This is a genomic window from Klebsiella sp. LY (genome assembly GCF_004010915.1).
Taxonomy (GTDB): domain Bacteria; phylum Pseudomonadota; class Gammaproteobacteria; order Enterobacterales; family Enterobacteriaceae; genus Klebsiella; species Klebsiella quasipneumoniae.
Genome location: NZ_CP022444.1, coordinates 4,405,092 through 4,419,476, shown reverse-complemented (window position 1 = coordinate 4,419,476; position 14,385 = coordinate 4,405,092). Strand labels below are relative to the sequence as shown.

The 14,385-nt window shown below is 59.1% G+C and carries 11 protein-coding genes and 1 pseudogene; 9 read left to right on the top strand and 3 right to left on the bottom strand.

Annotated features, from left to right (window positions below; all coding sequences use genetic code 11):
• The first annotated feature begins 24 nt into the window (after window positions 1-24).
• The 3 genes and pseudogenes from yeaW (at window position 25) to CE636_RS24520 (ending at window position 3,638) form a co-directional block, all read left to right on the top strand.
• Window positions 25-1,149 (top strand): annotated as a pseudogene (gene yeaW, locus CE636_RS24530) (carnitine monooxygenase, oxygenase subunit YeaW).
• A gap of 18 nt (window positions 1,150-1,167) precedes the next feature.
• A complete protein-coding gene (locus tag CE636_RS24525) occupies window positions 1,168-2,616 on the top strand; it encodes an NAD-dependent succinate-semialdehyde dehydrogenase (protein ID WP_004201467.1) in 1,449 nt (482 codons plus the stop codon).
• 56 nt (window positions 2,617-2,672) lie between these two features.
• A complete protein-coding gene (locus tag CE636_RS24520; RefSeq protein ID WP_017899478.1) occupies window positions 2,673-3,638 on the top strand; it encodes a PDR/VanB family oxidoreductase in 966 nt (321 codons plus the stop codon).
• Window positions 3,639-3,675: 37 nt separating this feature from the next.
• Here the strand turns inward: CE636_RS24520 and ptsP are convergent, their stop codons facing one another.
• Window positions 3,676-6,177, bottom strand: coding sequence for a phosphoenolpyruvate--protein phosphotransferase (gene ptsP, locus CE636_RS24515; protein ID WP_017899477.1), 2,502 nt, complete (start codon window positions 6,175-6,177; stop codon window positions 3,676-3,678).
• 309 nt (window positions 6,178-6,486) lie between these two features.
• Between ptsP and CE636_RS24510 the strand changes: the two genes are divergently transcribed.
• The 5 genes from CE636_RS24510 to CE636_RS24490 are packed head-to-tail and all read left to right on the top strand — an operon-like array spanning window position 6,487 to window position 11,450.
• Window positions 6,487-7,563 (top strand): PTS fructose transporter subunit EIIC, encoded by a 1,077-nt coding sequence (locus tag CE636_RS24510; RefSeq protein WP_004201464.1) that lies wholly within the window; start codon window positions 6,487-6,489, stop codon window positions 7,561-7,563.
• Window positions 7,564-7,583: 20 nt separating this feature from the next.
• Window positions 7,584-7,904 (top strand): PTS fructose-like transporter subunit IIB, encoded by a 321-nt coding sequence (locus CE636_RS24505; RefSeq protein WP_004201463.1) that lies wholly within the window; start codon window positions 7,584-7,586, stop codon window positions 7,902-7,904.
• A 50-nt stretch (window positions 7,905-7,954) separates the two neighbouring features.
• A complete protein-coding gene (locus tag CE636_RS24500; protein WP_017899476.1) occupies window positions 7,955-10,252 on the top strand; it encodes a formate C-acetyltransferase in 2,298 nt (765 codons plus the stop codon).
• Entirely contained in the window at window positions 10,218-11,093 is an 876-nt protein-coding gene (locus CE636_RS24495) for a [formate-C-acetyltransferase]-activating enzyme (RefSeq protein ID WP_004201461.1), read from the top strand. The genes CE636_RS24500 and CE636_RS24495 overlap by 35 nt, the downstream gene beginning before the upstream one ends.
• A gap of 15 nt (window positions 11,094-11,108) precedes the next feature.
• Window positions 11,109-11,450, top strand: a complete 342-nt coding sequence (locus CE636_RS24490; RefSeq protein WP_004201460.1) for a PTS fructose-like transporter subunit IIB — start codon at window positions 11,109-11,111, stop codon at window positions 11,448-11,450.
• Between the two features lie 13 nt (window positions 11,451-11,463).
• Here CE636_RS24490 and CE636_RS24485 read toward each other — a convergent pair whose 3' ends face one another.
• Entirely contained in the window at window positions 11,464-12,231 is a 768-nt protein-coding gene (locus tag CE636_RS24485) for a phytanoyl-CoA dioxygenase family protein (protein ID WP_017899475.1), read from the bottom strand.
• Window positions 12,232-12,492: 261 nt separating this feature from the next.
• Between CE636_RS24485 and CE636_RS24480 the strand changes: the two genes are divergently transcribed.
• Window positions 12,493-13,326 (top strand): helix-turn-helix transcriptional regulator, encoded by an 834-nt coding sequence (locus CE636_RS24480; protein ID WP_017899474.1) that lies wholly within the window; start codon window positions 12,493-12,495, stop codon window positions 13,324-13,326.
• Window positions 13,327-13,343: 17 nt separating this feature from the next.
• Here the strand turns inward: CE636_RS24480 and CE636_RS24475 are convergent, their stop codons facing one another.
• Complete coding sequence (locus CE636_RS24475; RefSeq protein ID WP_017899473.1) at window positions 13,344-14,243, bottom strand: GGDEF domain-containing protein; 900 nt, start codon at window positions 14,241-14,243, stop codon at window positions 13,344-13,346.
• Between the last annotated feature and the right edge of the window lie 142 nt (window positions 14,244-14,385).

Genomic DNA, 14,385 nt, shown 5'->3' with positions numbered 1-14,385 from the left:
ACAATAATCACAAGGTGACCTTACATGAGCAATTTGAGCCCTGACTTTACTCTGCCGATTAACTTTTGCGCCAATCCGCAGGATGCCTGGACCATTCCGGCCCGTTTTTATACCGACAGCCAGGCGTTTGAACACGAGAAAGAGCGCATCTTCGCCAATAGCTGGATTTGCGTCGCCCACGGCAGCGAGGTCGCCCGGCCGAACGACTACATCACCCGGGAGATCATTGGCGAAAATATCGTTATCGTCCGCGGCCGCGACAACATTCTGCGCGCTTTCTATAACGTCTGCCCGCACCGCGGCCACCAGCTGCTGAGCGGTGAAGGTAAAGCCAAAAACGTGATTACCTGCCCCTATCACGCCTGGGCCTTCAAGCTTGACGGCAATCTCGCCCACGCCCGCAACTGCGAAAACGTGGCGAATTTCGATAGCGAAAAGGCGCAGCTGGTGCCGGTTCGCCTGGAAGAGTATGCCGGCTTTGTGTTTATCAATATGAACCCGCAAGCAGAGAGCGTGGAAACGCAGCTGCCGGGCCTGCAGGACAAAGTGTTGGAAGCCTGCCCGGACGTGCATGATCTGAAACTGGCGGCGCGCTTTACCACTCTCACCCCGGCGAACTGGAAAAATATCGTCGATAACTATCTGGAATGATACCACTGCGGCCCGGCGCACCCGGGCTTCTCGGATTCCGTACAGGTTGACCGTTACTGGCACACCATGCACGGCAAATGGACGCTGCAGTATGGCTTCGCCAAGCCGTCCGAGCAGTCGTTTAAATTCGAAGAAGGTACCGACGCCGCGTTCCACGGTTTCTGGCTGTGGCCGTGCACCATGTTCAACGTGACGCCGATCAAGGGCATGATGACCGTGATCTATGAATTCCCGGTGGATGAAGAGACCACTCTGCAGAATTACGACATCTATTTCACCAACGAAAAGCTGACTGACGATCAGAAAGCGCTGATTGAGTGGTATCGCGACGTGTTCCGCCCGGAAGATTTACGCCTGGTGGAAAGCGTGCAGAAGGGGCTGAAGTCCCGCGGCTATCGCGGCCAGGGGCGCATTATGGCGGATAACAGCGGCAGCGGTATCTCCGAGCACGGTATCGCGCATTTCCACAATCTGGTGGCCCAGGTGTTCCAGCCGTAATCGTTGAAGGAGTTGGCTATGTCCGTGTTTCACTCAGATCTGTTTCGCCAGCAGGCGCTGATTGCCGGAAGCTGGCGCGACGCCGCCGACGGCACGACGCTTGCCGTCAGCAACCCTTCCACCGGCGCGACGCTCGGCCAGATCCCCAATATGGGTCGGGCGGAAGCGCAGCAGGCGGTGGATGCTGCCGCTGCCGCGCTGCCGGCATGGCGCGCGCTTACCGCCGCCCAGCGCGCCGCGTTATTGAAGAACTGGCACCGCCTGATCCTCGAAAACAAGACCGCGCTGGCGCAGATAATGACCGCCGAGCAGGGCAAGCCGCTGGCGGAAGCGGAAGGCGAAATCGCCTATGCCGCCTCATTTATCGAGTGGTTTGCCGAACAAGGGAAACGTGCCAACGGCGAGATAATCCCCTCCCCCGGCGCCGATAAACGCCTGATGGTGATCCGCCAGGGAGTGGGGGTCTGCGCGGCGATCACCCCGTGGAACTTCCCGGCGGCGATGATCACCCGTAAGGCCGGCCCGGCGCTGGCCGCGGGTTGTACGATGGTGATAAAGCCCGCCAACGAAACGCCGTTTACCGCGCTGGCGATGGCGGAACTGGCGAATCAGGCCGGGATCCCGCAGGGCGTTATTAACGTTGTCACCGGACAGTCGCGTGAGATTGGCGCGGTGTTCACCGGCGATGAACGGGTGCGTAAGCTCTCCTTTACCGGCTCGACCGAAGTTGGCCGCGTGCTGATGCGCCAGTGCGCGGAATCCATCAAAAAGCTCTCTTTAGAGCTCGGGGGTAACGCGCCGTTTATCGTCTTTGATGACGCCGATATCGATAAAGCGGTCGAGGGAGCGCTGATCGCCAAGTTCCGCAACGCCGGGCAAACCTGCGTCTGCGTCAATCGCTTCTATATTCATCGCGCCGTCTACGACCAATTCTGCGATAAATTCGTCGCCCGCGTCGCCGCCCTGAAAGTGGGCGATGGCAGCGAGTCCGATGTCCAGATTGGCCCGCTGATCAACGCCGACGCCGGGCGCAAAGTCCAGTCCCTGCTCGACGACGCCCTGAGCCGCGGCGCCACGCTGTTAACCGGCGGTAAAGCGCACCCACTGGGCGGTAATTTTTTCACCCCTACGGTGATCGGCGACGTACAACCGGGGTCACTGCTGCTGCAGGAAGAGATTTTCGGCCCGGTGGCGGCGCTGGTGAAATTTGACGATGAGCAGCAGGTCATCGAGCAGGCGAATAACACCATCTACGGTCTCGCCTCCTATTTTTACAGCAACGATGCCGCCCGTATCTGGCGCGTCTCCGAGCAGCTGGAATACGGCATGGTCGGCATCAATACCGGACTGATTTCCAACGAAGTCGCGCCATTTGGCGGGGTGAAACAGTCGGGTCTTGGCCGCGAAGGCTCGGAACACGGAATCGAAGATTACCTGGAGATGAAGTATCTCTGCCAGGGGTTATAAATGTATTCTCCCGGCGGCGGCTCTGGCCACGCCGGGATTTTTGATGGAGTTCAGCGATGTCTGATTATCAAATGTTTGAGACGATCGTTCGCGATGTTGAACAGATCACCGCCCAGGTGAAGCGTTTTACGCTGGTGTCGCCGACCGGCGCCCCGCTGCCGGGATTCAGCGGCGGTAGCCATATTATCGTCCAGATGCAGGATGGCGAGCAGCGCTACAGCAATGCTTATTCGCTGATGAGCTCGCCGCTGGATACCACCAGCTGGCAGATTGCGGTGCGTCTTGAGTCGCCTTCCAAAGGCGGCTCGCGCTTTATGCACCAGCAGGTGCGCCCGGGCGATACCCTGACGGTGTCCACGCCCAACAACCTGTTCGCCATCGAACCACAGGCGCGAAAACATCTGCTGATCGCCGGCGGTATCGGCATTACGCCATTCTTGTCGCATATTCCGGAACTGGAACAACAGCAGGCCGACTGGCAGCTGCACTACTGTTTCCACGACGCCGACAATAATGCTTTCGTCGATGCGCTCAGCGCCGCGCCGTGGCGCGATCGGGTCAATATTCATGTATCAGCGCTCGGCAGCCGTCTCGACCTGCCGCGCCTGTTCGCCGACCTCGAGCCCGGAACCCACGTGTATACCTGCGGCCCGGCGGCGCTTAACGAGGCGGTGAAAGCCGCCGCCGAACGCCATCAGGTGCCCGCCAGTCAGCTGCACTTTGAGCAGTTTATCGTTGAGGATAAAGGCGGAGAGGCGTTTACCCTGGTGCTGGCGCGTTCCGGCCGCGAATTTACCGTACCGCAGGACATGACCATTTTGCAGGTTATTGAGAATAACAAAGCGGCGAAGGTGGAATGTCTGTGCCGCGAAGGGGTCTGCGGCACCTGCGAAACGATGATTCTGGAAGGGGAAGCGGACCACCGCGATCAGTATTACAGCGAGGAAGAGAAAGCCAGCCAACAGAGTATGCTGATCTGCTGCTCGCGCGCCAAAGGCGGCCGGTTAGTGCTGGATTTATAGCTCGCTCTCCGGCCAGCGCCGCTGGCCGGAAAACCGATCATAGCTCCAGCTCGCGGCGCAGCAGTTGCGCGATATCTTCGCGGCTCTGCGCGGAGACCAGAGCTTGACGGAACTCCGCATGCATAATGCGTCGCGCCAGGCGCGAGAAGATGCGCATATGCTGGTCGCCCGCCGAGTGCTTATTCAGCGTCAGCATAATCACAAACTGCGCCTCTTCATCGCCCCACATCACCGGCTGCGCCAGCCGGGCGACGCTGATGGTCGACTGCTCAATATGCTCGGATTTACTGTGCGGTATGGCGAAGCTAAAGCCAAGCCCGGTGGAGAACACCGCCTCACGGGCCCACAGGTCAGCCTCCAGCTTGCGTGGGTAGCGGCAGCGACCGGCCAGCAGCAGGTTATCCGTCATCCCCTTCAGCACTTCTTCCTTACTACGCCAGTCGCTGTTGAGCGTAATGCACTCGGCGCTCACCAGCGGCACCTCCTGCTGGCGCATACGGAACTGGGCCAGCAGATGCTCCACCTCCAGCGAGGTACGGCACTGCATCGCCTGATTCAGCAGCTGACGGCAGGCGCGGCTGTCCAGCTGCGCCAGACGTGCTTTGGTCGCCGGGATCGCCGGCGCGCTCATACTCAGTTCATCCAGACCGAGACCGACCAGCAGCGGCAGCACCGAACCTTTGGCCCCCAGCTCGCCGCACAAGCCGATCCATTTCCCCTGCCGGTGCGCCGCCTGCACGGCATAGTCCAGCGCACGCAGGAAGGCCGGGTTGAGACTGTTGTAATGGCGCGTCACTTTCGCGTTATCGCGGTCGACCGCCAGCAGATACTGCGTTAAGTCATTGCTGCCGATGCTAAAGAAGTCCACCTCTTCGCAGCACTGATCGATGATGAACATCACCGACGGCACCTCCAGCATGATGCCCAGCGGGATTTTTTCATCAAACGGGATCTGTTCAACGCGCAGCGACTGTTTGGCCTCCGCCAGCCGCTCTTTCACCCACAGGATCTCTTCCATGGAGGAAATCATCGGGATCATGATCTTCAGCGCGCCGTGCGCCGAGGCACGTAGAATCGCCCGCAGCTGAGTATGAAACAGCGCCTGGTACTCTTCATAGATGCGCACCGCGCGGTAGCCGAGGAAGGGGTTATTTTCCGCAGGAATGTTGAGATAGGCCACCGGCTTATCACCGCCGATATCCATAGTCCGCACAATAATGCTGCGCCCGGCGGCAGGCTCCAGCGCCTGACAGAAGATGTTGTAAAGCTCATCTTCCGATGGCGCGCCGGGCCGGTCCATATACAGCATCTCTGTGCGGAACAGGCCAACCGACTGCGCACCATTGTTGAATGCCGCCACCGCCTCTACCGAATGGGCGATGTTCGCCGCGATCTCGACGCGGATACCGTCTTCCGTCTGCCCTGGCTTATCCAGCCATACCTGCTGCTGTTGCTGGATCTGCGCCTGAACCCACCCCTCCTGCTGATAGTAGCGCGCCACCGCCGGACTCGGATCCACCACCAGCAGTCCGGCGGTGCCGTCGATCTGCACCTGGGTACCCTCCCACGGCAACAGTGCGTCGAGGTCAACCCCCACCAGGGTCGGAATATTGAACGAGCGGGCGAGGATCACGGTGTGCGACGTGGTGCCGCCGCCGCGCAGCAGCAGCCCTTTGAGATGCGCTTTATCCAGTTCGAGAAACTGGCTGGGGGTCAGCTCGTCGGCAAGGCAAATGGTGGCCTCCCGCAGCTGGCCCGGGGGCGGAAAGCGGGCTTCGCCATAGATATGTTGCAACAGCTGGAAGCAGACATCGCGCACATCGAGCACCCGCTCCTGTAGATAAGTGTTGCCGGAGTCGCGGAACCGTGCGCAGAAGTGGTCGCTGGTGGCGACAATCGCCTGCGCGCAGCTGAGGCCGGTAAGAATGCCGTCGAGCAGGTGCTGGCGCAGCGAGGCATCCGTCGCCAGCGAGCGGTGGGCATCGAGGATTGCGCTGGCGGTACCGTCATTGTCCAGCAGCCGCAGCTCAATGTCTTTTACCAGCAGGCGCAGGCCATTATCCAGCGCCGCCTGCTCCTGTTCGGGAGCGACGGCGCCCGGCAGTTCCCCCAGCGCATGCAGATCGCGGGATTTCAGGTGTATTAGCCTGCCCCCCGCGCTGCCGGCGCACACCGGATGGGCATGAAACAGCGTCGGGTTCAGCCGTGAAAGCGACTCTGGCACCGGCTGGATCTCCAGCGTATGCGCAGCGGGCAGCGGCGCGTCACAGTGAGGAAACTCATCGCGCATAAAGGCCGTTAACGCGGCGAATGCCTCAGCTTCATCTTCGCCGTGAATGACCAGCTGGCAGGCGTCGCCCTTCAGGGTATTGCTGCCGATGATCGCCAGCGCGCTCTTGGCATTTCCGCTGGTCTCGCGGCGCAGATTGCGCCACTCAATCGCCGATGAAAAACGGTTACACAGCGTTTCGACCAGACTGGCCGGACGCGCATGCACGCCGTTTGGCAAATCACATGTAAACTCAATGACCAGAGCCATCGCCTTCCTCCTGAGCAATCCATTATTTACCCAAAAGGTAATGAATGAAGGGGCCGGGGACTAGGTGATAAAACTGGCAATTACTGGACTATTGTACACACGATACTTTTTTATGCCCGCCATCACAATTCCATCCATTTAGCGCTCATCCTTCCTGCCATCATTAAGATTTGAGGTGGATCGCAATTCCTTTCTAACATTACAAATGTCCAGTAAATGCACTTTTTCTCTACTGTTTTATGCGGCGCCCTTTTTCTAATGTTGAGCCATCAATACTGTCACGGGCCCTACAGCGCTCAGGAGCAAACAATGAACGAACTGGTGCAAATACTAAAAAATACCCGCCAGCATCTGATGACCGGCGTGTCACACATGATCCCCTTTGTGGTCTCCGGTGGGATCCTGCTGGCGGTGTCCGTCATGTTGTATGGCAAAGGCGCAGTTCCCGATGCCGCCACCGATCCCAACCTGAAGAAGCTGTTTGACATCGGCGTCGCCGGGCTGACGCTGATGGTCCCTTTTCTCGCCGCCTACATCGGGTACTCCATCGCCGACCGCGCCGCGCTGGCGCCCTGCGCCATCGGCGCCTGGGTGGGCAACAGCTTCGGCGCCGGCTTCTTCGGCGCGCTGATCGCCGGCATGATCGGCGGCCTGGTGGTCTACTACCTGAAAAAAATACCGGTCCACAAGGTGCTGCGCTCGGTGATGCCGATTTTCATTATTCCCATCATCGGCACCTTTATTACCGCCGGGATCATGATGTGGGGGCTCGGCGAACCGGTGGGCGCGCTAACCGCTAACCTGACCGGCTGGCTGCAGGGTATGCGTGAAGGCAGCATCGTGGTGCTGGCCATCATTATGGGCCTGATGCTGGCCTTTGATATGGGCGGCCCGGTGAACAAAGTGGCCTACGCCTTCATGTTGATCTGCGTCTCGCAGGGGATCTACAGCGTGGTGGCTATCGCCGCCGTCGGCATCGCCGTGCCGCCGCTGGGGATGGGGTTGGCGACGCTGATCGGCCGTAAATATTTCACCGCCGAAGAGCGGGAAACCGGCAAAGCGGCGCTGGTGATGGGCTGCGTCGGGGTCACTGAAGGGGCGATTCCCTTTGCCGCTGCCGACCCGCTGCGCGTTATTCCGGCCAATATGATTGGCGCTGCCAGCGGCTGCGTCACCGCGGCGCTGTTGGGGGCCCAGTGTTACGCCGGCTGGGGCGGGCTCATCGTGCTGCCGGTGGTCCAGGGCAAACTTGGCTTTATCGCCGCGCTGTTGGTCGGTGCCTGCGTCAGCGCCGCCTGCGTCATTGTGCTGAAAGCGCTGGCTAAAAAGAAATCGTCTGACGCTAAAGCCGACGACGAATTAGATCTTGATTTCGAAATTAACTAACAGACTGGAAGGAACAGATTATGACCCACATTATCGCTGTCACCGCCTGCCCGTCGGGCGTGGCTCACACCTACATGGCCGCCGAGTCGCTGGAAAGCGCCGCCAAAGCCAAAGGCTGGCAGGTTAAAGTCGAAACCCAGGGCTCAATCGGCATTGAAAACGAACTGACCGCCGAAGAGATCGCCGCCGCCGATATGGTCATCCTGACCAAAGATATCGGTATCAAATTCGAAGAGCGTTTTGCCGGGAAAACTATCGTGCGCGTCAATATCAGCGATGCGGTCAAGCGCGCCGACGCCATCATGAACAAGATAGACAGCCATCTTTCTCAGCGTACCTGAAGCCTTACAAGGGGCGCCCTCGCGCCCTTCGCCACCACATGGAGTTTGTCATGACGAATCGTACTCAACGCCTGAAAGCCAGCCTGTTCGCCCAGCCGCGCGAAATCTCCCTGGAGCGCGCTCTGCTGTATACCGCCAGTCATCAGCAAACGGAGGGCGAACCGGTGATTATTCGCCGGGCGAAGGCCACCGCCTGGATCCTCGATAAGGTAGACATTTCGATTCGTGATGATGAACTGATTGCCGGCAACCGGACCATCAAACCGCGGGCAGGCATTATGTCGCCGGAGATGGATCCCTACTGGCTGCTCAACGAACTCGACGCCTTTCCGACCCGGCCGCAGGACCGCTTCGCGATAAGCGAAGAAGATAAGCAAATATACCGCGAAACGCTGTTCCCCTACTGGGAAAAGCGCTCAATGAAGGATTTTATCAACGGCCAGATGACCGACGAGGTCAAGGCCGCCGTCAGCACCCAGATATTCAGCGTGAACCAGACCGATAAGGGCCAGGGCCATATCATCATCGACTATCCGCGTCTGCTCAATCATGGCCTCGGGGCGCTGGTGGCGGAGCTAAAAGCCCACTGCGAGCAGCAACCCGGGAACCACTTTTATCAGGCGGTGCTGATCCTGCTGGAAGCCTCCCGGCGCCATATTCTGCGCTACGCCGCGCTGGCCGAGGAGATGGCTGGGCACTGTCAGGACCCGCAGCGTCAGCAGGAGCTGTTAACCATCGCCGCTATTTCGCGCCACAACGCGGAGCACCGGCCAACGGACTTCCCCCAGGCCTGCCAGCTGTTCTGGTATATGAACATCATTCTGCAGTACGAATCCAACGCCAGCTCAATTTCACTGGGGCGTTTTGATCAGTATATGCTGCCGTTTTATCAGGCGTCGCTGAATCAGGGTCAGGATCCGGCGTATCTCAGGGAGCTCCTGGAGTCGCTGTGGGTGAAATGCAACGATATCGTGCTGCTGCGCTCCTCGAGCAGCGCGCGCTATTTCGCTGGTTTTCCCACCGGCTACACAGCTCTGCTCGGCGGACTGACGGAAACCGGACGCAGCGCGGTCAACGCGCTGTCGTTTTTATGCCTCGATGCCTATCAGAACGTGCAATTGCCGCAGCCGAATCTTGGCGTGCGGGTCAACGAGCTGATTGACCGCCCGTTCCTGCGTAAAACCGCTGAAACCATCCGCCTGGGCACCGGCATTCCACAGATTTTCAACGACGAGGTGGTGGTCCCCGCCTTCCTCAATCGCGGCGTGTCGCTGGAAGACGCCCGCGACTACGCGGTGGTCGGCTGCGTCGAGTTGTCGATCCCTGGCCGCACCTACGGCCTGCATGATATCGCCATGTTCAACTTGCTGAAGGTTATGGAACTGGTCCTGCAGGAAAATGAAGGGCAACCGGAGGTCAGCTGGGAAGGACTTATCAGTCAGATCCGTGACAAAATTCGTTATTACATCAAGCTGATGGTCGAGGGCAGCAATATCTGCGATATCGGCCATCGCGACTGGGCGCCGGTCCCCCTGCTCTCCTCGTTCATTGAAGATTGCGTCCGGCACGGCAAAGATATCACCGCCGGCGGCGCGCGCTATAACTTTTCCGGCGTCCAGGGCATCGGGATCGCCAACCTGAGCGATTCACTGCACGCCCTGAAGGGGATGGTTTTCGATCAGCAGCGTCTCAGTTTTGACCAACTGATGGCGGTCCTGAAAGCCAACTTCCGCACGCCGGAGGGAGAAAAGATCCGCGCCCGGTTGATTAACCGTTTTGAGAAGTACGGTAACGACATCGACGAAGTCGATAATATTAGCGCCGATCTGCTGCGCTTTTACTGCAAAGAGGTGGAGCAGTACCTGAACCCGCGCGGCGGCCATTTTACTCCCGGCTCCTATACCGTCTCGGCGCATGTGCCGCTGGGCTCGGTGGTGGGGGCTACCCCGGACGGGCGGCTGGCCGGCGAACAACTGGCGGACGGCGGCCTGTCGCCGATGGTCGGCCAGGATGCTCAGGGGCCGACGGCGGTGCTGAAATCGGTCAGCAAGCTGGATAACTATCTACTGTCGAACGGTACGCTGCTTAACGTCAAATTCACCCCGGCAACGCTGGCCGGCGACGGCGGGCTGAACAAGCTGGCAGACTTTTTACAGGCTTTCTGCAAGCTCAAGCTGCAGCATATTCAGTTTAACGTGGTCAATGCCGACACCCTGCGTGAAGCGCAGCAGCGGCCGCAGGACTTTGCCGGCCTGGTGGTGCGCGTCGCGGGCTACAGCGCCTTCTTTGTTGAGCTGTCGAAGGAGATTCAGGATGACATCATCCGCCGCACCGCGCATCAGCTGTGAGGTGATGGAGACGCGCGCCGATCGGGCGCGTATTTTTAACCTGCAGCGCTACTCGCTCAACGATGGCCAGGGGATCCGCACGGTGGTCTTTTTCAAAGGCTGCCCCCACACCTGCCCGTGGTGCGCCAACCCGGAGTCAATGTCGCCGAAGATCCAGACCCTGCGCCGGCAGAGCAAATGTCTGGGCTGCGCCCGCTGTCTGCAGGACGTCGCCGAGTGTCCCTCCGGGGCATGGGAGCAGATCGGTCGCGACGTGACGCTGGAGAACCTCCTTCAGGAGGTGCTCAAAGATGAAGTCTTCTTCCGCGCCTCCGGCGGCGGTGTCACCCTCTCCGGCGGGGAGGTGCTCATGCAGGCCGGGTTTGCCGCCCGTTTTCTTCAGCGCCTGCGCCAGTGGGGGATCCGCACCGCCATCGAGACCGCCGGCGACGGCGCCTTTGACCGTTTGCTGCCGGTGGCTGAATCCAGCGACGAAGTGCTGTTTGATTTTAAAATCATGGATCCTGAGCTGGCGCGGTCGCTGCTGCGAATGAATCAGCCGCGGGTACTGGACAATTTTCGCCAGCTGGCGACAAGAAACATCAATCTGATCCCGCGGGTGCCGCTGATCCCGGGTTACACCATGAGCGTGGATAATTTTCGCCAGATACTGGCGTTTCTCGCGCCGTTCGCGCTAAAAGAAATGCACCTGTTGCCGTTTCATCAATATGGCGAGCCAAAATACCGTCTGCTGGGCAAACCCTGGACGCTGGCCAGCGTGAAAGCGCCTGGCGAAGCGGACATTCAACCTTATCGGATAATGGCCGAAGCGGCCGGATTCCACGTCACTATCGGCGGTTAACGCCAGGAGGATGTTATGGACTTCAATATTGTCGCCGTCACCGCCTGCGTCAGCGGGGTGGCGCACACCTATATGGCTGCCGAACGACTGGAAAAGGTCGGTCATCATGAAAAATGGCACCTGAAGGTGGAAACCCAGGGCGCGCTCGGCGTTGAAAATCGCATTACCGCAGAAGATATCGCCCGCGCCGAAGTGGTGCTGCTGGTGACGGATATCGAAATTGACGACGCCCAGCGCTTTAGCGGCCTGCGGACGATTAAAACCAGCATCAAGAGCTTCCTGCTGCAGCCGCAGCAGATCGTCGAGGCCGTGAAAAGCATCATGAAAAAGCCGGTCGTCTATGTAGAACTTCCCTGACCGGCGACGAGTCTTACTCTACATCCAGCAGCCACTTTTGCGCTGGCGTCAGGCGGCTTGCCGTTTCCGGCGTCAGCCAGCGCCGCTGGTCCTGCTGCGGCGTATCCGCGCGATCGATATATAACCCATGCAGCACGCGTCGTCGGCTACCCTCACGATTACGGGTACCGCCGTGCCAGGCGTGGGCGTTGTAGATCATCACGCTGCCGGCCGGCGCAGCAAACACAATCTCGTCTGGGTGGGCCTGTTCCGGGTCGTCCAAGACTTCTTCCGGCAACTCCGGCCGCAGGTGGGTTCCAGGGATAATCCGCGGCGCGCCGTTAGCGGCGCTTAAATCGTCTATCGCCCAGATGGTATTCACCAGGTGGACTTTGGGAAAATCCGGGCGCGGCTTTTTCCAGTCGGCGTGCAGCGGCTGGTGACCGCCGTTATACAGCGCCTCACGCGCATTAAGGCTGGAGACTTTAAAATCACCGTTGAAGATATAGCGGCAGGCGGAGAGGATCAGCGGGTGGGACCAGACTTTCTCCCAGATAACCCCCTTATTCACCAGGTTGGCGATCCGCGTCGCAGTCGCTTCCTGATGGTGTTCCATCGCCAGATTGTCGCCTTCACGCTCAACCAGGGTATCAATTAGCCGGCGCATTTCGCTCAGCCACTGGGCGTCAACGACGTTATGCACGACGGTGTAGCCGAGGGTGTCGAGTTCATGTTTCATTTGCGCACTAAGCGCCTGACTGGCGCCTAACGCATCGAGAAAACTAGCCGATGGTGAGTTCATTTTGCGTTCCTTTTTAACGTTCCGATAACACAAACAAACTCTACTGGTCCATCCGCGGCATGACAGGAGGCGAGCGCTACGAAAAACTGGACATACGTACGCGAGCCACCGAAGTGTGATGGGCATCAACAATCTCCTCTCCGGCGATGCATGCGCGGCGCCTGGCAGGGAATTCGCTGCGCAAATTGACGAAACAAACGCTGTCTGGGGATAAAAAATAGATTACCATCAACAGGATAATGCGCATGCTGAGGGCAAAGAATGATTGAAGATCTGCCAGATATTCTGCATCGGTTAATCAGTCAAAAAGATCATTTACAGGTGAGATTTCCTGAGCCGGATATCTCCGTCCCTGCCCTCGCCCTCAACGTGCCGTTTCCGCGTCTGGAAATAGTGCTGGAGGGCCAGCTCAGTGAACAGGGGCTGCCACTGGCCGCCTCGACGTTAACCACTTTACAGGTGCTGTACGTGCAGGCGGGAAAATGGACGCTGCCGCAGTGGACCGGCCCGGCCACCACCCTGAGTATTCTGTTTGGTCGACAGAAGCTGGGGTTCAGTATTCAGCGCTGGGACGGGAAAAGCCTGCACACGGAAAAGCAAAGCGTTGCCCGCCTTGGACCGCGCGTGGGCTCTTACCTGTTGCTGAGCCTGAACGAAGTCAGCCTGCAGCCCGATCCGCTGACCGCGCGGTTGGTGGTCGCCGCGCTGCTGAGTCACTGTCGCGAACAGCTGGTTGGGCTGGAAATGCGCGTCAGTCGCAGCCGGGATCTGTTTCTCGCCGTTCAGGACTACCTCGAGGAAAATCTGAGCCTGCCGCTGACGCGGGAATCGGTGGCCAGACGTTTTCACATCACGCCCAACTATCTTTCGCATATTTTTCAGAAATCAGGCTCGGTGGGATTTAACGAATATCTGACCCGGGTGCGTCTGGAAAAGGCAAAAAAGCTGCTGCGCGGCTACGACCTGAAGGTGAAAGAGATCGCCCATAACTGCGGCTTTGTCGACAGCAACTATTTTTGCCGGGTCTTCAAACGCTACACCGAGCGTTCGCCGTCAGAGTATCGGCGACACTGCCGCAGCACGCAGCAGACCTAACCTGCCGTGTCGGAATATTACGCCCACTCCACGCGCCCACGCCCGTTGTGCTTGGCCTTGTACAGTGCCTCGTCGACTTTGCGGATAAACGTCTCCTGCGCTTCACCCGGCCGCCAGGTTCCCACGCCAATGCTGATCGACAGCGGCGCCTGATGATTGATCAGGATGGTGCGGGCATTGTCGAGGATCGACTGCGCCAGGGCGTGCAGCTCAGGCTCCGACAGGCCATCGACGATAATGGCAAACTCTTCCCCACCAATACGCGCCGGCAGGACCTGCTCGCTGGTCAGTTTCGCCAGCTGTTTCCCCAGGGAAAATAACACTTCATCCCCCACCAGGTGGCCCCAGGTATCATTGATTTTCTTGAAAAAATCGATATCCAGAATCATGAGCCCCAGCGCATGCCCGGACTTTTCGCGAATGGTATCGATGAAAAAACGGCGATTGGGCAACTGGGTGAGCTCATCCTTCAGTGATTGCGAGCGCGCGTCAACGTACAACAGGTTGATGCGCTCAATAATTTTGTAGACGCCCACCACGGTCAGCAGCATCCCGGAGAGGCGCAGCAGATCTTCGCAGTAATAACCCATCCAGCGCGGCTGAACCACTATCTCATCCATCACATCGAACGTGCCGCCAGCAATCCACAGCAGCAGCCCATAGCGCACCCAGTTGACGGCGATATGGCTCATCCGCACCTTTGCTGAGCTCCACAGCATAAACACCAGAAACAGCAGCGCCAGCAAATCGATATAGAGCCCGGGGTTGGCCAGGATCTCACGCCACGTGCCGATCGGCGGCGACACCAGCGCACAGCCGACAGCGACGGCGACGATGACCAGCAGCGCAGGCAGCAACGTACCCCGCGCCAAAGCGGACGGAATGGAGCGATTCGCAGGAGTATGGCATTCAGGCATAACGATGTCTCACGGTAACAACAGGGCCGATCGCGGGACAGGATAGCAGTTAAGCGCAGCGGGACGAATGAAAAAGCGACGCGCCGACAAAACGGCGGTGAGGTAGACTGACCCCGCGGAATTGTTCCAACGTACTACCACT